At 48.8% G+C, this 17,867-nt stretch carries 16 protein-coding genes; 15 read left to right on the top strand and 1 reads right to left on the bottom strand.

The window, feature by feature from the left end; all coding sequences use genetic code 11:
• Positions 1-18: 18 nt before the first annotated feature.
• Genes ruvC through A1sIIA65_RS03605 form a run of 6 tightly spaced genes read left to right on the top strand, consistent with a single transcriptional unit; the run spans position 19 to position 6,972 of the window.
• Positions 19-573, top strand: coding sequence for a crossover junction endodeoxyribonuclease RuvC (ruvC, locus tag A1sIIA65_RS03630; protein WP_095676223.1), 555 nt, complete (start codon positions 19-21; stop codon positions 571-573).
• Positions 570-1,178, top strand: coding sequence for a Holliday junction branch migration protein RuvA (ruvA, locus tag A1sIIA65_RS03625; RefSeq protein ID WP_095676222.1), 609 nt, complete (start codon positions 570-572; stop codon positions 1,176-1,178). Before ruvC ends, ruvA begins: the two co-directional genes overlap by 4 nt.
• Entirely contained in the window at positions 1,178-2,218 is a 1,041-nt protein-coding gene (gene ruvB, locus A1sIIA65_RS03620) for a Holliday junction branch migration DNA helicase RuvB (RefSeq protein WP_095676221.1), read from the top strand. The genes ruvA and ruvB overlap by 1 nt, the downstream gene beginning before the upstream one ends.
• 11 nt (positions 2,219-2,229) lie before the next feature.
• On the top strand, positions 2,230-3,747 hold the full coding sequence (gene secD, locus A1sIIA65_RS03615) for a protein translocase subunit SecD (protein WP_095676220.1): 1,518 nt from the start codon (positions 2,230-2,232) through the stop codon (positions 3,745-3,747).
• Positions 3,748-3,751: 4 nt separating this feature from the next.
• Complete coding sequence (gene secF, locus A1sIIA65_RS03610; RefSeq protein ID WP_095676219.1) at positions 3,752-4,801, top strand: protein translocase subunit SecF; 1,050 nt, start codon at positions 3,752-3,754, stop codon at positions 4,799-4,801.
• 11 nt (positions 4,802-4,812) lie between these two features.
• On the top strand, positions 4,813-6,972 hold the full coding sequence (locus A1sIIA65_RS03605; protein WP_095676218.1) for a RelA/SpoT family protein: 2,160 nt from the start codon (positions 4,813-4,815) through the stop codon (positions 6,970-6,972).
• A 7-nt stretch (positions 6,973-6,979) separates the two neighbouring features.
• On the opposite strand, the gene A1sIIA65_RS03600 is transcribed toward A1sIIA65_RS03605, so the two are convergent.
• Positions 6,980-8,296, bottom strand: a complete 1,317-nt coding sequence (locus tag A1sIIA65_RS03600; RefSeq protein ID WP_095676217.1) for a DUF349 domain-containing protein — start codon at positions 8,294-8,296, stop codon at positions 6,980-6,982.
• 133 nt (positions 8,297-8,429) lie between these two features.
• Between A1sIIA65_RS03600 and A1sIIA65_RS03595 the strand changes: the two genes are divergently transcribed.
• From A1sIIA65_RS03595 to A1sIIA65_RS03555, 9 genes are read left to right on the top strand one after another with little or no spacing between them, the layout of a single operon-like run.
• Positions 8,430-9,086, top strand: coding sequence for an MBL fold metallo-hydrolase (locus A1sIIA65_RS03595; RefSeq protein ID WP_095676216.1), 657 nt, complete (start codon positions 8,430-8,432; stop codon positions 9,084-9,086).
• Positions 9,083-10,351 (top strand): histidine--tRNA ligase, encoded by a 1,269-nt coding sequence (gene hisS, locus A1sIIA65_RS03590; RefSeq protein WP_095676215.1) that lies wholly within the window; start codon positions 9,083-9,085, stop codon positions 10,349-10,351. Before A1sIIA65_RS03595 ends, hisS begins: the two co-directional genes overlap by 4 nt.
• Positions 10,352-10,381: 30 nt before the next feature.
• Entirely contained in the window at positions 10,382-12,121 is a 1,740-nt protein-coding gene (aspS, locus tag A1sIIA65_RS03585) for an aspartate--tRNA ligase (RefSeq protein WP_095676214.1), read from the top strand.
• A 19-nt stretch (positions 12,122-12,140) separates the two neighbouring features.
• Positions 12,141-12,497 (top strand): DUF948 domain-containing protein, encoded by a 357-nt coding sequence (locus A1sIIA65_RS03580; RefSeq protein ID WP_095676213.1) that lies wholly within the window; start codon positions 12,141-12,143, stop codon positions 12,495-12,497.
• Positions 12,497-15,172, top strand: a complete 2,676-nt coding sequence (gene alaS, locus A1sIIA65_RS03575; protein WP_095676212.1) for an alanine--tRNA ligase — start codon at positions 12,497-12,499, stop codon at positions 15,170-15,172. The genes A1sIIA65_RS03580 and alaS overlap by 1 nt, the downstream gene beginning before the upstream one ends.
• 4 nt (positions 15,173-15,176) lie before the next feature.
• The gene (gene ruvX, locus A1sIIA65_RS03570; protein ID WP_095676211.1) at positions 15,177-15,599 is read left to right on the top strand and encodes a Holliday junction resolvase RuvX; all 423 of its coding nucleotides are present in this window, start codon (positions 15,177-15,179) and stop codon (positions 15,597-15,599) included.
• The gene (gene mltG / locus A1sIIA65_RS03565) at positions 15,583-16,620 is read left to right on the top strand and encodes an endolytic transglycosylase MltG (protein WP_095676210.1); all 1,038 of its coding nucleotides are present in this window, start codon (positions 15,583-15,585) and stop codon (positions 16,618-16,620) included. Before ruvX ends, mltG begins: the two co-directional genes overlap by 17 nt.
• Positions 16,617-17,426 (top strand): shikimate dehydrogenase family protein, encoded by an 810-nt coding sequence (locus tag A1sIIA65_RS03560; protein WP_095676209.1) that lies wholly within the window; start codon positions 16,617-16,619, stop codon positions 17,424-17,426. The genes mltG and A1sIIA65_RS03560 overlap by 4 nt, the downstream gene beginning before the upstream one ends.
• A gap of 46 nt (positions 17,427-17,472) precedes the next feature.
• Positions 17,473-17,862: a prepilin peptidase gene (locus A1sIIA65_RS03555; protein ID WP_125932726.1), complete on the top strand. Its 390-nt coding sequence runs from the start codon at positions 17,473-17,475 to the stop codon at positions 17,860-17,862.
• Positions 17,863-17,867 lie beyond the last annotated feature (5 nt).

The raw sequence follows: 17,867 nt of genomic DNA, 5'->3' as shown, positions 1-17,867 counted from the left end.
GACCTAGGCTTAGAAGTTATGAGCCAGATGCAGCGAAGAGTGTTGGGCGTTGACCCAGGGTTGACCCGCTGTGGCATTGGAATCGTTGAAGGCGCTATTGGTAAGCCACTGAGACTTGTTGGCGTTGGCGTCATTCTCACTTCCCCTGATGCACCACTTGAACAACGCTTACTTCAACTTGAAGGTGAGCTAGAGGAGTGGATTGCACTCCATAAACCTGATGTCATTGCGGTGGAGCGAGTTTTCTCTCAACACAATGTGCGAACAGTGATGGGAACAGCTCAAGCTGCTGGAATCGCACTCCTCGTTGCAGCTCGCCGAAATATTCCAGTAATGATGCATACGCCATCAGAAGTGAAAGCTGCGGTGACAGGTTCAGGACGGGCCAATAAAGCCCAAGTTGCTGAGATGGTTAAACGGTTATTGAATTTAGAGGTGATACCAAAACCAGTCGATAGTACGGATGCACTGGCACTCGCCATCTGTCACATCTGGCGCGGTGGAGGAAATAGCAAAATTGCGGAAGCTCTCAAGGCTGAGAAATCTCGCCTCTCTAAGTTGGTGGGTAAATGATTTCACTCATTAATGGAGTTGTGCGTTCAATATCTTCTGATCGTACTGTTGTTGAGGTGGGTGGCGTTGGTTTATCTGTCTCCATCACATCAAATACCAGCACGCAATTAAATATTGGCGCGCCGGTCCAACTCTTCACATCGCTCGTCGTTCGAGAAGATTCGCTGACACTCTTTGGCTTCCTCGATGAAGAGAGTCGTTCTGCATTTGAAATAGTCCAGACAGTTTCTGGAATAGGTCCCAAGGTTGCTCTTGCAATTCTTGGAGCCCACACTCCGCAGAGCCTTGCAGCTGCGATAGCTCAAGAAGATATCAAAGGTATTGAGAAGGTTCCGGGTATTGGTCGCAAGGGAGCGCAGCGATTGATTCTTGAACTCAAAGGCAAGATTTCTGATTTTGGTGGAGGCGATCATAAGCAGATCCACCAACCTATTTGGCGCGAGCAACTTACTTCAGCGCTGATCTCACTTGGATTTACCGCAAAGGATTCTGATGCAGCGATTAATGTCGTTATCGCACAGTATGCAGATAGTGGAGTGGATGCGAAGAACGTTGATATTTCAGAGCTTCTCAAGGCAGCGCTGCAGAGTGGGCGTCGGAGCTAATGACTGAAGAGAGATTAGTGAATCCGTATAGCGGCAATGATGACGCAGCGGCAGAGCATGCGCTACGACCAAAGACTTTGGGCGACTTCATTGGCCAGCATCGCGTGCGCGAGCAGATTGATGTATTACTTTCGGCTGCTCGTAAGAGAGATGCGGCAGCAGATCACATTCTGCTCTCTGGCCCTCCAGGCCTAGGTAAGACAACTCTTGCAATGATTTTGGCTTCAGAAATGCAGGCTCCTATTCGTATTTCTAGTGGACCTGCAATAACTCACGCGGGCGATCTAGCTGCGATTCTTTCATCTCTTGTTGAAGGAGAGATTTTCTTCCTTGATGAAATTCATCGTCTGCCAAGGCCTGCAGAAGAACTTCTCTATCTTGCGATGGAGGACTTCCGAGTAGACGTTGTGGTGGGTAAGGGACCCGGTGCTACGGCTATTCCGCTTCAGTTGCCGCACTTCACTCTGGTTGGTGCAACAACGAGGGCTGGGTTATTGCCTTCTCCACTACGTGATCGTTTTGGTTTTACGGCGCACCTTGATTTTTATGAAGAATCTGAGTTGGAAGAAGTTATCTCTCGAAGCGCAGCACTCTTAGGGCTTACTATTGAGAAGTTAGCTATTGGTGAAATCGCTAGCCGCTCTCGTGGCACACCACGTATTGCCAATCGTCTTCTGCGCCGTGTGAGAGATTTTGCTCAGGTGCAAGGATCGAACGCTCTCTCGCATCAACATGCGAAGTTGGCTCTGGATATGTATGAGGTAGATGCCAAAGGACTTGATCGATTGGATCGATCTGTGTTGATTGCTCTCATCGAACGCTTCGGAGGGGGACCTGTGGGTCTTTCCACCCTTGCCATTGCAGTGGGGGAAGAGACTGAGACCGTTGAATCTGTAGCAGAACCCTTTCTCGTCAGAAATGGCTTTATGGCACGTACCCCACGCGGTCGCATCGCAACAGCGTTGGGCTGGGAGCATGTGGGACGAACACCACCTCCTGGAATCGCGACCCTTTTCGACACACCTGCGCCCGACGCATAGACTCTGCCCTTATGTCCACACCTACAAAACAAGTGAAGACAACTGGTCGACCAGTTCGCGCCTTAGTTCTCTTGGCCGTGCTGATTCTCGGCCTCTTGGCTACCGCCCTCATTCAGGGCGCAACATCTGTCCGACTCGGCCTAGATCTTCGTGGAGGAACAAGCGTCACCCTTCAGCCACGAGCATCTAATGATTCCAACAAGATCACATCCGAGGCAATCGACCAGGCAGTCTCCATTATTCGCCAGCGTGTTAACTCACTTGGTGTTGCAGAGTCTGAAGTTACTGCGCAAGGTAGTGGCACAAACCGTCAGATCGTTATCTCTGTTCCAGGAGATTCAGGTCGTCGAGTTGTTGACCTCGTTGGACAGACCGCAGAACTTCGCTTTCGTCAGGTACTGGCAGAATCTTCAGCACTTGGTGGTTCAGGCGCCGCAGCGGCAACTCCAGCAGCTGGTGTGAGCCCAGAAATCAATGCAAAGTTTGCAACGCTAGATTGCACCAACACTGCAAATCTTCAAGGCACAGGGGCAGATGCTCCCACTGATGTCATCGTGGCATGTTCACGAACAGGTGCAAGCAAATACATCTTGGCTCCAGCAGAAGTTCTTGGACAACAGGTTTCGAAGGCATCAGCTGGCATTGATCAGCAGGGTGCAAGCGCTTGGTATGTTCTTCTGACATTTAATGGTGATGGAACAAAGGCATTCGGAGCACTCACAGCTCGTGTGACATCTCTTCCATCTCCACAAAACCAAGTTGCAATCGTTCTCGATGGTCTTGTCGTCTCAGCGCCATCTATCAATGAGGCTATCCCGTCAGGTAATGCTCAAATCACTGGAAACTTTAGCCAGCTAGAGGCGCAAGATTTAGCAAATGTGCTCAAGTATGGAGCTCTTCCTCTTGCATTCGATCGCGGAGAAGTTCAGCAAGTCTCACCAACTCTTGGTGCTGATCAACTCGAAGCAGGACTAATCGCAGGTGCTCTTGGAATTGGCCTTGTATTCCTCTTCTCTCTTCTCTATTACCGAGCGCTCGGTTTAATCACTGTCTTTTCGCTAATTATCGCTGCGGCACTCCTCTATCTTCTCTTCCTTGTATTGGGTGAGGCGATTGGATTTACTCTCACACTTGCTGGAATTGCCGGAGCAATTGTTGCTATCGGTATTACGGCTGACTCATTTATCGTCTTCTTCGAACGTATTCGAGATGAAGCGCGTGAAGGTCGATCACTTCGTTCAGCGGTAGAAAGTGGTTGGGCTCGAGCACGACACACAATCATCGTTGCGGATATGGTCTCAATCCTCTCAGCGGTATTGCTCTACTTCTTCGCAGTAGGTGGAGTTCGAGGATTTGCCTTCACACTGGGACTTGTCACACTGATCGATCTCTTGGTCGTATTCATCTTCACTAAGCCAATCGTGACCTTGATTGCAAAGAGCAATTTCTTCTCATCCGGTCACCCGCTCTCAGGCTTCTCAGCTAAGAGCATCGGTAAGTCTCACCCAACTACAACCTTGGAGGCATAAGCACATGGCAAAACTTTCAGGTCTAGGTGGTCGTCTCTACTCTGGTGAGACCTCTTTCAACATTATTGAACGTCGCAAGCGCTGGTATTCAATCTCAGCTCTCTTCATCCTTGCATCTATCGGCGCCCTCGTTATTCAAGGCTTACACCTCGGTATTGAGTTTAAGGGTGGAGCTTCATACACCATTAATAAGCCCTCAGTGACTGTCGAGCAAGCTCGCGCATCTGTTGAAAATATTGGAATTCCTGGCGAAGTAATTGTCCAGAAGATTGGCGATTCAAAGATTCGCATCCAAACTGGTTCACTAACACCGGCTGAATCTCAAGTCGTAGAAAATGCTCTCACCACAACATTCTCAGTTCCGGCTGAATCCATTGATACACAGCTTGTTGGACCATCATGGGGTAAAGAGATTACAAAGAAAGCTCTCTACGGTTTGATTGCATTCTTACTTGCTGTCATGCTCTTCTTGGCAATGGCATTTGAACCTAAGATGGCAATCGCTGCCATCGTTGCAGTTATCCATGACGTATTCATTACTGTTGGAATCTACGCTCTCGTTGGTTTTGATGTTACGCCAGCCACGGTTATCGGCTTCTTGACCATTCTTGGTTATTCGCTCTATGACACAGTGGTTGTCTTCGATAAGGTTCGAGAGAATACAAAGTCAGTTGCTGCTAATAGCAAGATGACGTATTCGCAGGCAACCAATCTTGCGGTCAATCAGACTTTGGTTCGCTCTGCCAACACTTCCATCATTGCACTCCTTCCCGTTGCAGCAATTCTTTTTGTGGGTGCGGGACTACTCGGAGCTGGAACACTGAAGGATCTCTCACTTGCGCTCTTCATCGGTTTGGCTGTGGGTACATATTCATCAGTATTTATCGCTCCTCCTTTCCTTGCGCAATTGCGCGAGAAGGAGCCTGCGATGCAGGCACTTGCAAAGCGAGTTGCTGCACGTGGGGGAGCACCTGTTGTTGCAGATGTGAAACCAGCTCGACCATCGACGGGCAGCGGACCACGCAATCAACCAAAGCGCAGAGGTCGCAAATAACCTTTTAGCCTATGGATACCTTGCCCTTAATCGCACCTCTTATTGGTGCGCTTAAGGAGCATCATCCAGGTGCAGATATTGCATCAATCGAACGGGCATTTCTTGTTGCAGAGAAAGCCCACGAAGGTCAACTGCGTAAATCGGGTGAGGATTACATCACGCATCCCGTTGCTGTCACGCAGATTCTTGCAGAACTTGGACTCAACGAGGTTTCACTGATTGCATCACTGCTGCACGACACCGTGGAAGACACTCCTTATTCACTAGAGCAGCTACGCACTGACTTCGGTGATGAAGTCGCATCGCTTGTCGATGGCGTTACAAAGCTCGACAAGTTGACCTATGGTCCGACTGCTGAAGCAGAGACTGTGCGCAAGATGGTCATTGCAATGTCTCGAGATATCCGAGTCTTGGTGATCAAGCTAGCTGATCGCCTTCATAACGCTCGTACATGGAACTTCGTCTCTAGCGAGAGCGCTGCGCGCAAAGCCCGAGAGACACTTGATATCTACGCACCCCTTGCTCATCGCCTAGGAATGAATGCCATTAAGTGGGAGTTAGAAGATCTCTCCTTCTCAGTATTGGAGCCTAAGAAGTTTGAAGAAATTTCACGTCTTGTTGCAGAACGCTCGCCCTCACGGGATGCGCTCACAGCGGAAGTAATCCAAGCCGTTGAAGAGGATTTAGCTAGGGATTCGATCATCTCAACAGTGACAGGTCGCAAGAAGCACTTCTTCAGCGTCTATCAGAAGATGGTCGTTCGTGGCCGAGACTTCAATGACATCTACGACCTCGTTGGAATTCGTGTCCTGGTTAACGATGTGCGAGATTGCTATGCAGTGCTAGGTTCGATCCACGCACGGTGGAGCCCTGTTCCGGGTAGATTTAAAGATTACATCGCTATGCCGAAGTTCAATCTCTACCAATCACTTCACACGACGGTGATCGGACCAAATGGCAAGGCAATTGAAATTCAGATTCGCACATACGATATGCACTCACGTGCTGAGTTCGGTATTGCAGCGCATTGGAAATATAAGCAAGGGGGAGACCCGCAAGCAAACTCTCCTGAGATGCTCTGGCTTCGACAACTGCATGAATGGCAGAAAGAGACTGAAGATCCATCTGAGTTCCTGGAGGCACTGCGCTTTGATCTGGGTTCTCCAGAAGTATTTGTATTTACTCCGAAGGGTTCTGTTGTAGCACTCCCAGGGGGATCGACTCCGGTTGACTTCGCATTCTCTGTTCACACTGATGTGGGGCTGCGATGTGCCGGGGCTAAGGTCAATGGACGACTAGTTCCCCTTGAATCAAAGCTCAATAACGGTGATGTGGTTGAGATCGTTACCAATAAGGGTGAACATGCAGGACCAAGTCGCGATTGGCTTAACTTTGTTAAGAGCCCACGCGCACGATCAAAGATCAAGGCATGGTTTAGCAAGGAGCGCCGCGAAGAGGCCATTGATGCAGGCCGTGAATCCATTGCTCGTCAGATGCGTAAAGCAGGACTTCCACTACAGAAAATCTTTGCAGGGCATGCACTTCTCGAACTTGCACACGATATGCACTATGCCGATATTGATGCGCTCTATAGCGCAGTGGGAGATGGCCACGTATCTGCAGCGTCCATCATTGAAAAGCTTGTTGCAAGTATGGGTGGTGAAGATTCTCATCCAGAAGTAACTATGGAGAACGTTCCAACTGGCTTGCAGGCGACAAGACGCACATCAAGTGCCATTGAAGTAGAAGGCGTTGATGACGTACTGGCAAAACTTGCTCGATGCTGCACTCCAGTACCGGGCGATAGCATCATGGGATTTATCACCAAAGGCTCAGGCATATCTGTTCACCGCGATGATTGCATCAACGCTGCAGATTTACGCAGTAATCAGAAAGAACGCATTGTTGGCGTGAAGTGGCTCGCAGGCGCTGCCAGCGTATTCCTGGTCAATATCCAGGTTGAGGCTTTGGATCGTGCGCGATTGCTGGCAGATGTCACACGCACACTTTCTGAGCAGCATGTAAATATTCTTAGCGCTGCAGTCAGTACAACAAAGGATCGCGTTGCAATCTCACGGTTCACATTTGAAATGGCAGATGCGAAGCATCTTGATTCAGTGCTGGCCGCAGTACGCGCCATTGAAGGCGTCTATGACGTCTATAGAACCTAGAGAAGAGCTAGTTAAATTCAGCGAGGTGCTTCTGCGCCTCATCAAGCCATGACTTACGGGCAATCGCAGATTCAAGGGCTTCCTTAGCCTTCTTCTCATTGCCAGCAGCTTGAGCTTTTGCTGCAGTCTTTTCATAGTTCTCAATAGAGTCAGAGAGTTGCTTCACAACTTCTGCAGCACGTGCTTTCGCAGTGGGATCTGTCTTACGCCAGATCTCAGCCTCAGCCTGCTTAATGGCTTCCTCTACCTTGGAAACGCGAGCATCAAAGGCGGCACGCTTATCCCGGTTCGTAATACCAATCTTTGTCCATGTGTTCATCAATTCGCGGAATGCGTTCTTTGCTTGCTTTACATCAGTAAATGGGATGAGAGCTTCGATCTGAACGATGAGCTCCTCCCGCTTAATGAGATTTGCAGACATTGAAACTTCACGCTTTTCAAGGTCAGCATTCTTAGCTGTGAAGAATTGATCCTGAGCTGCTTTAAATCGCGCCCAAAGCTTTGCATCATCGCTCTTCTTGCCGCGTCCTGCAACCTTCCATTGATCCATCAATGCCTTGTAACGTCGAGCAGTTGCTACCCAATCAGTTGAAGTTGCAAGCTTTTCAGCCTCAGCGATAATCGCGTTCTTCGCTTCAGAGACTTTGCCTGCAGTTGCTTCAAGTTGAGCAAAGTGTGTGCGACGGCGCTTATCAAACTTATTGCGACTTGCTGAGAATCGCTTCCAGAAATCAGCATCTGACTTCTTATCTAGACGGGGAGCTGCCTTCCACTCATCAAGGAGAGCCTTTAGGCGATCGCCTGTGACTTTCCAATTCTCAGAGAGTGCAAGAGACTCAGCCTCAACCACAATCTTCTCTTTTTCGACAAGAATCTGTTCGCGGCGAGCAGCCTTTGCAACAGCCTCTGCAGCCTTCTTTGCTTCATATGCCTCGCGGTGGCCTTCGATAAGAGGTTCAATCTGTTCAACAGATGCAGCAAGTGCATCGAGATCGCCAACACCGTTGAGTTCGCGTACTTGCTGGCGCAACTTCTTCACAGCTTCGTAGGCATCTTGCGGAACCATGGCACCGCTTGTAATACGAGCAGCGGTTAGAGCCACTTCAGATGCAAGGGCTTCAAATTTACGGACAAAGTAGGCGAGCGCTTCTTCAGCGGTCTTGCCTGGATATGAACCAACAGGCTTCTCGCCATCGCTAGTGCGAACAAATACTGTGCCATCTTCGCCAACGCGACCAAATTTTGAAGGGTCTCCGACGAGTGCAGATGCAGCACTTGGTGTGGAGTGTGTTTGAGCTAGAGCAGTTGGATTGATATCGGTCATGGCTTTCCCCTTCAGCGCGTCGGACGGTTCAGTGTGAACTCGTCCTTCGTTGATATGTGCGAATGTGTTCGGGGTCAAAGGTACCCTGTGCTTGCGCGAGTCGTAAATCCACGCCAGAAATAGGGTCAAAAAGATGCTTGTCCGTTCCTTTCCGGCCCCTATGTTTGCAACCAACTGCTGGGTCATCGCTCCTTCTGAAGGTTCAGAGTGCGTCATCGTTGACCCCGGCATGCCTGACATTTCACGCGATATCGAGATGATCATTGAAGAACATAAGCTCAAACCAGTAGCAGCACTTCTCACACATGGGCATCTCGACCACACATTTTCTATCACTCCACTTGCTGATGGCTATGACATCCATGCATATATTCATTCTGAAGATCGACGTTTCATCGCAGACCCTGCAGGAATTCACGGTGAGAAATTCATCTCTCAACTTCAAGCGATGACATTTGTAGAACCTAAAAAAGTGAGTGAACTCAAGAATGGGTCAACGCTTGAATTGCTTGGAATGAGGATCACCGCCATCCATGCTCCAGGACACACCCGAGGATCGCTGATGTTCACCATCAATGACGAAATTCTCGTTAGTGGTGATGTTCTCTTTGCAGGCTCAATAGGTCGCACAGATCTGCCGACAGGTAGCTCAAAAGAGATGATTAATACCCTCAAAACCAAAGTTCTTACTCTTTCTGATGATTTACGAGTGCTCACAGGACATGGACCAGAGACCACGATTAAATTCGAGCGAAAAAACAACCCTTATCTGAAAGAATTGACCTCATGAAGTTCGAGAAGATCCAAGCGCCTAAAGGTGTGCGCGAATATCTGCCTCCGGAATCCCAATCATTCGAATGGGTCCGTGAGCAGTTGATAGCACCTGCCAAAGATGCGGGATATCAGTTGATGGAACTTCCCGTCTTTGAAGATACCAATCTCTTTAGTCGCGGTGTTGGTGAATCAACAGATGTGGTTTCCAAGGAGATGTATACATTTGAAGATCGAGGCGGTCGCTCAATTACTCTGCGACCCGAAGGAACTGCTGGCGTGATGCGTGCTGTGATTGAGGCAAACCTTGATCGTGGACAACTTCCGGTGAAGGTTTGGTATTCAGGACAATTCTTCCGTGCAGAGCGCCCACAAGCTGGGCGTTATCGTCAGTTCTACCAAGTGGGAATCGAAGCTATCGGCATTGATGATCCAGCTCTCGATGCTGAAGTAATCGCTATTGCAGATCGTGGCTTTAAGAATCTAGGACTTAAGAACTACCGACTAGAGATTACATCGCTAGGGGATGCGCAATCACGCGCTGCTCATCGTGTAGATCTCATGAAATTTATTGATGGACTGGCACTCGATGATGCAACGAAGGAACGAGCAGCGATTAATCCACTGCGCCTCTTTGATGATAAGCGTCCTGAGATGCAAGAGGCGATGGTGAAGGCGCCCATTCTGCTTGACTATTTATCTCCTGAATCTGCTGCAAACTTTGCTGCCGTCCAGAAGTATCTGACTGCAATGGGTATCGCATTCACGATCAATCCACGCATGGTGCGCGGTTTGGATTACTACACCGGAACAACATTTGAATTCATTCATCCCGACCTCGGTGCGCAAAGTGGCATTGGTGGTGGCGGTCGCTATGACGGCTTGATGGAGACGCTCGGGGGTCAATCTCTTTCAGGAATTGGTTTTGGACTAGGTGTGGATCGCGCGCTTCTTGCAGCGATTGCAGAATCAACTGTCCCATCGCAAGAGTTCACATCCGATCTCTTCATCATTCCACTGGGAGATGATGCGAAGGAGCAGGCTCTCGTCATTGCCCAGAGTCTGCGAAGTTCTGGAATTCGTACTGAAATCGCCTTTGGAGATAGAGCCCTCAAGGGAGCTATGAAGGCGGCTGATAAGTCGGGTGCGCGCTATGTCATAGTCCTTGGTGAATCCGAACTCATGGAACGAACTGTTGAACTCAAGAAGATGTCAGATGGGGTTACTTCCTCGGTTAAGATTGACCAATTACAGAATGAATTGTTGCGAGCTCTCTCGCTCTAGTTCACCATCATTTAAAGGCGGCTTTTGACGATGTTAAGAAACCACGACGCAGGTTCCCTGCGGGCTTCACATGCAGGTCAAACCGTCACTCTGGCTGGCTGGGTAGCACGTCGCCGCGATCATGGTGGAGTTGCCTTTATCGATCTGCGTGATGCGACAGGTTCTGTGCAGGTAGTAATTCGTGATGAAAAGATGGCCGGACAACTGCGCGCCGAGTGGTGTTTGCAGATCACAGGAGAAGTAGCGCTACGTCCTGCAGGTAATGAAAACTCGAATCTTCCAACCGGTGCCATTGAAGTAATGGGTGATGACGTCGTTGTATTGAGTGAATCTGCGCCACTTCCTTTCCCGGTTGATTCAGGGAGCGAATCTGAGATTTCTGAAGAAGTTCGTCTTCGTTATCGCTATTTGGATCTGCGCCGTGAAGGACCAGCAGCAAACTTGCGCCTGCGTTCGAAGGTGACATCAACGATTCGCAATGTGATGGAAAGCCTTGAATTTCTTGAGATTGAAACACCGTATCTGACTCGTTCAACACCAGAAGGAGCACGTGACTTCTTAGTTCCGGTGCGCCTGCAACCAGGTAGTTGGTATGCACTTCCTCAATCACCACAGCTCTTTAAGCAGCTTCTGATGGTTGCCGGCATGGAGCGTTACTACCAGATTGCTCGATGCTTCCGTGATGAAGATTTCCGTGCTGATCGCCAACCTGAGTTCACTCAGCTCGATATTGAAATGTCATTTATCGATCAGGCCGATATCTTGGCTGTTGCTGAAAAGATTTTGGTGAAAGTTTGGAAAGAGGCTGTTGGATTCGACATCCCAACACCGATTAAACACATGACCTATGCCGATGCTATGGATCGTTACGGTTCTGATAAGCCAGATCTTCGTTTCGCATATGAACTCACTGAAGTAACTGATTTCTTTAAGTCAACACCTTTCCGTGTATTCCAAGCACCATATGTAGGCGCAGTTGTTATGCCTGGGGGAGCTGACTCTCCTCGCCGCGAACTCGATGCGTGGCAGGACTGGGCAAAGGCACGTGGTGCAAAGGGAATTGCATACATTCTTGTGAATGCTGATGGCACTCTCGGTGGTCCAGTATCAAAGAACATTTCAGAAGATGAACAAGCCGGTATTGCAGCACTGGTTGGTGCAAAGCCTGGGGATGCAATCTTCTTTGCAGCAGGTGAGCGCGCATCTTCTCAGCAACTACTTGGAGCGGCTCGTCTTGAAATTGGAAAGCGTTGCAACCTCATTAATGAGGGCGCCTGGGAATTTGTCTGGGTAGTCGATGCACCGATGTTTGAACCAACCGATAACGGTGGATGGACTGCTGTGCACCATCCATTTACAGGTCCTAAGCCAGAGTTTGCAAAGACCTTTAAGTCAGATCCTACTAACGCTCTTGCCTATGCATATGACATTGTTTTGAATGGAACCGAGCTCGGTGGTGGTTCGATTCGTATCCATGATCGCAATATTCAAAAAGATGTCTTCACTGTTATTGGTCTCTCTGATGAGGAAGCACAGAGCAAGTTCGGTTTCCTTCTCGAGGCATTTAATTACGGTCCACCTCCACACGGTGGAATTGCACTTGGCTTAGACCGCGTATGCGCACTATTGACCGGGTCTGATTCAATCCGTGAAGTCATCGCATTCCCTAAGACTGCAAGCGGTGGCGATCCTTTGACGGGTGCACCAACTCCGATTACACCTGCGCAACGAAAGGAAGCTGCCATCGATTGGACTCCTCCCAAGGAGTAAGTCAGGTAGGCTAATAACTATGGGTCCAGGCGGAATTGCAACGATTATTGCGGCGGTATCACTGCTCGTAATCGCTATTGCCCTTGCATACACAGTCTTCCGTGTCAGTAGATTTATCGACGAGGCAAAGACCTCTCTCAAGGCATTTACTGATGACACTACTCCGCTACTCAATGAATCAACGCGCACCCTTGAACTTATCAACGGTCCTCTTGAGAGCATTGCAAAGATTACGAAGAACGTTGAAGAAGTAACGTCCAAGGTAACCGGAGCAACAACCGGTTTTATGGAGAGTCCAACTGGACGTGTTGCAGGTGCACTTCTTGGCGCTGCAACTCTCAGTAAAGGCCGCAAGTCGAAGAAAAAATCTGACTAGTGGAATCCGCCGAGATCCGTTCGCGCTGGCTGCGCTTCTTTGAAAGTGAGAACCGTCAAGGTCTTAAGCACACCGTAGTTCCTTCTGCCTCTCTGATCGCAGATGACCCGAATCTACTTTTAGTCAACGCTGGCATGGTTCCTTTCAAACCATTCTTTCTCGGTGAGGTAACAGCTCCCTATAAACGTGCTACATCCGTGCAGAAGTGTGTGCGAACTCTGGATATTGATGAAGTGGGTAAGACCACGCGCCACGCATCGTTCTTTCAGATGTGTGGAAACTTTTCGTTCGGTGATTACTTCAAAGAGGGAGCGATCGCTTTAGCCTGGGAACTCTTAACGCGCCCTATCAATGATGGTGGCTACGGTTTTCCAGAAGAGCGTTTATGGGTAACGGTCTATCTCGATGATGACGAAGCTGCGGATATTTGGCATAAGAAGATTGGTATCCCGCGTGAGCGTATTCAACGTCGCGATATGGCAGATAACTTCTGGTCTATGGGTGTTCCGGGTCCATGTGGTCCTTGCTCTGAAATTTATTACGACCGTGGTCCTGAATATGGAATCGAAGGTGGACCGATTGCGGATGAAAACCGCTACATGGAAGTGTGGAATCTTGTTTTCATGCAGAACGAGCGAGGCGCAGGTGGCGGAAAAGATGGTTACCCAATCCTTGGAGAACTTCCAGCAAAGAGCATTGACACTGGTTTAGGACTAGAGCGCACAGCTGCGTTACTGCAAGGTGTTGAAAATATCTATGAGATTGATACGACGATGCAGATTCTCACAAAAGCATCTGCACTATCTGGCGTTAAGTATGCAAAAGATCAAGGCACTGATGTCGCTCTACGAGTTGTGGCAGATCATGCCCGCACATCAGCGATGTTGATTGGAGATGGCGTCACACCTGGAAATGAGGGACGTGGATATGTCCTGCGTCGCATGATGCGCCGAACCATTCGCAATATGCGCTTGATGGGTGTTAATGATCCGATCATGTCTGAGCTCACCATTGCTGCAATTGGTGCGATGGGTCCTCAATATCCAGAGCTGATCACAGATAAGAAACGCATCTTGGCCGTATCTGTTGCAGAAGAAGAGTCATTCCTGCAGACGCTGAAGGCTGGAACACAGATTTTTGATATGGCATCAACGCAACTTAAGGCGAGCAAGAAGAGCGTTCTTCCTGGCGATGAAGTATTCAAGCTTCATGACACCTATGGTTTCCCATTTGATCTGACTCTTGAGATGGCACGTGAAGAGGGTCTTGAAGTTGATGAAGATGGCTTCCGTAGATTGATGAATGAACAGCGTGATCGCGCAAAGGCTGATGCAGAGGCAAAGAAGAGTGGACATACAGATTTATCTGAATACAAGAAGATCGCAGACTCTAAGGGCGCGTCGACCTTCGTTGGCTATACCCACAATGAGACTGAGTCGACTATCAATGGAATTTTAGTTGACGGTATTAGCGTTGCATCAGCGAAAGCTGGAGATGATGTTGAAATTGTCTTAGATCGCACTCCTTTCTATGCAGAAGGTGGTGGACAGCTTGCAGACGGCGGCCGCATCACACTTGCTAGTGGTGCGGTAGTTGAAATTGAAGATGTGCAGACTCCAGTTAATGGTCTCTCAGTCCATCGCGGTCGCGTGATTTCAGGTGAGGTTACTACTGGTTCCAAATCCCTTGCTGCTATCGATCTTGAACGCCGCCACGCAATATCGCGTGCTCACACAGCCACTCACATGGTGCATAAAGCCTTCCGTGAAATTCTTGGAGAGACTGCAACTCAAGCAGGTTCTGAGAATTCACCAGGTCGATTCCGTTTTGATTTCCCATCAACGGGTGCGGTCCCAGATTCAGTTCTGAATGAAGTTGAATCTCGCGTAAACACACTTCTTCTTGACAACCTCGCTGTAACTGCAGAGACGATGACTCAGGATGCAGCCAAAAAGATTGGTGCGATGGCTCTCTTTGGTGAGAAATATGGCGATCAAGTACGCGTAGTAAGTGTTGGTGATTGGGCCCGTGAATTATGTGGTGGTACCCACGTTGAACGCTCTGGCCAACTCGGTGTTGTGAAGCTCCTGAGTGAGTCTTCTGTGGGAGCAGGTGTTCGTCGAGTCGAAGCGTTGGTAGGAGTGGACGCATATAAATTCCTAGCCCGCGAACATATTCTCTTGAACTCACTAACTGAAATCATTAAGGGTGCGCGCACAGAAGAGTTGCCTGAGCGAATCTCGGATCTTCTTGCAAAGATCAAGGATATTGAGAAGGAGCTTGCAGGAGTTCGATCAGCTCAAGCTATGGGTCAAATTGGTGCGTTGGCAGATACTGCGCAGGTTCTCAATGGCACAACTACCGTAACAGCGATTCTCCCTGATGGAATTACTGGAGATGATCTTCGCAAGATTGCACTCGACTTGAAAGCCCGTGTTCCACAATCTGCTGTTGCTTTGATTAGTTCAAATGAGGGGAAACCGGTCCTCGTTGTTGCTGTGAGCGATGCAGCAAAGGTTGCTGGATTAAAGGCTGGCGCCCTCGTAAAGATCGGTTCGACGATTCTTGGCGGCGGTGGCGGAGGGAAAGATGATTTCGCCCAAGGTGGCGGAACAGATTCTTCAAAATCACAAGCAGCGCTCAACGCTATCACTGATTCAATCTCTGGAAAGTAAAAAGATGGAGCGAGGACGGCGCATCGCATTTGATTACGGCGATGTTCGCACCGGTGTTGCGCTCTGTGACCCCGATGGGATTCTCTCTTCTCCATTATGTGTACTAGAGAGCAAGGCTAAGAATTTCCTTGAGCAGATTGCATCCCTTCTTCTTGAGCATGAACCCATTCGCATATTCGTGGGAATGCCGATGAATATGTCGGGATCAAAGGGTGAGAGTGCCGATAAAGCTGAGAGATTTGTTCAATCGCTCAAGTCAGTGACACCTCTTCCCATTGTCTTAGTAGATGAGCGTCTTTCCACAGTGAGTGCGCAGAAGAAGCTTAAAGAGGCAGGTGTATCGACTCGTGATTCCAAAGCCCTGATTGATGCAATGGCTGCAGTGGCAATTCTGGAACAAGGACTGCTCAGTGAAAATCTGGAATAAGTCTCCTCTCTTTAGAATTGGGACGGCGCTAGCTGTAGTAGCAGCTCTCACATTCTCATTGCACCTGGTGCGAGTTCCTGGAACATCGGCTCCAGATTTCGCCTGTGGCAATTCCTCTGGCACTAGAGTCAATATCAAAATCGATGCGGGGGAGTCTGGCTCATCTATCGCGCAATCTCTTGCTGCGGCAGGGGTAGTTAAATCAGCGCAGGCTTACTTCAGAGTTGCTGTGGGAGATACGCGTTCGCAGAAAGTTGCCCCAGGTAATCACAGTATTGATGTTGGTATTTGCGCAACGCAGGCTCTAGAGCAACTACTCGACTCCGCTCGTATCACTGGATTGATCAATATCTTCGAAGGAGCTTGGCTCTCAGAAATCATTCCACAGTTCTACACAGCAAAGATGTCGGTGGCAGATGTCGCAAGCGCGATCCGTAACGTCTCTAAGCCTAAAGGTTTCACAACCCTAGAAGGACTTCTCTTTCCCGCCCAATACAGTTTTGAGGATGGAACCCTTGCAACGCCAGCTATGCAAAGTATGGTCAATCGAGCAGAGCTTGAGATGCGCAAGGCTGGTTTCTATACCTCTAGGGAGAAGTTCACACCACAGCAATTCCTGATTATTGCCTCACTGATCCAAGCAGAAGGTGATACGAAAGACTTTGCAAAGATTTCTCAAGTGATTCGGAATCGCCTCACTAAAGGCATGCCGTTGCAATTTGATTCGACAGTTCATTACGTGAAGAAAACTCGTGGAAGCGTCTTTCTCAGTACTCAATCCACGCTCATCAACTCCGCATACAACACCTATAAGCGATATGGATTGCCTCCAGGGCCAATCAATAACCCTGGCGCAGATGCTCTACTAGCTTCAGTTAACCCAGTTGCTGGAGATTGGCTATATTTCATTACTGTGGCACCGTCTGATACTCGCTTCACGAGCGATATCAATCAATTCAATAAATGGAAAATTGAATATAAGAAGAACTTGCGGGCCGGAAAGTTTAGGAGCAATAAGTGATAACCGGAGCAGTGCTGGGATCTCCCATCAAACACTCGCTATCTCCTGTTCTGCATAAGGCTGCCTTTGCCTTCCTGGGCATCGAAGGAAACTACTCGGCTATCAAAGTTGGATCTGGTGCCTTGGCGAAATTTATTGAAACGCGTGCACATGAGTTTGATTATCTCTCTTTGACCATGCCCCTGAAAGAGGAAGTCTTGGGCCTCGGATTTAACGCAGATGCGCTGACGCAGAGAATCCAATCGGGAAATACGTTGATCAAGAAAGATGAGAAATGGTCAATTAGTAGTACTGATGGAAGCGGATTCGTGGCAGCGCTTGAACACGCAGGAATTACAGAGATTGATTCAGTTCTGATCCTTGGAGCTGGAGGAACTGCGCGCGCTGTAACGGGCTCTCTCGATTCTATCGCCAAGAATATTCATGTTCTTGGTCGCTCAAGTCTTAGACAAGAAGCTCTTGAGTCTGCAGTTTCGCATTCACACTTCGAGTATCACCGGTGGTCATCTGATATTGATTTCACACAGTATGACTTAGTAGTGAATACAACCCCAGCAGGTGCTGCAGATCTTCTAGCCAATTCAGTCAATCCTGGAATTCGCGCAACTCTCTTTGATGTGATCTATAAGCCTTGGCCAACTGAATTGGCGCAACGCTGGAGTGATTGCGGTGGCGCTGTGATTAATGGGCTAGAACTATTGATGTATCAAGGGGTGGATCAACTCACACTCGTATTGGATACTGATTTCGATCGAGAAGCGCTAGCCACACATTTACGCGCAGTGCTTCGTAAATCAGCTCGGTAATCCACAGTCTCAGTTCTCTAGCTCAAACTCTTTGTATCGTTTGTGGGTGATTTTTGCCCTGTTGTTGATGATCTCGGTGATTGATGTCCGACATAGACGTATTCCAAATGTTTTCGTCTTTCTCTTGTTTCTAGTATCGCTAGCGTCATCACATCCCCGTCTAGAGCCAATCTTTCTTATCATCAGCGTTCTCTCAAGCTTGCTCTTTCAGATAGTCTCTAAATGTGGCTCAGGAGATGTGAAGTTGATGATTGTTCTATTGAACTTTGTCGTTGGAGGGGCGCAAACTGTTGCCTATCTTGCGATGGTGTGTGTCTGCGCAATGATTTTGATAGCCATCCATTACGTGCGTACTCGCTCATTCAAGGGAGATATCGCCTTTGCCCCTGCGCTATGTGGCGCAGTTCTCGCAGTGAGACCTTTGAGCATCCTCTAATGTGA

Source organism: Candidatus Planktophila dulcis, assembly GCF_002288225.1.
GTDB classification, from domain to species: domain Bacteria; phylum Actinomycetota; class Actinomycetes; order Nanopelagicales; family Nanopelagicaceae; genus Planktophila; species Planktophila dulcis.
This window is presented reverse-complemented; position numbering and strand designations above follow the sequence as displayed.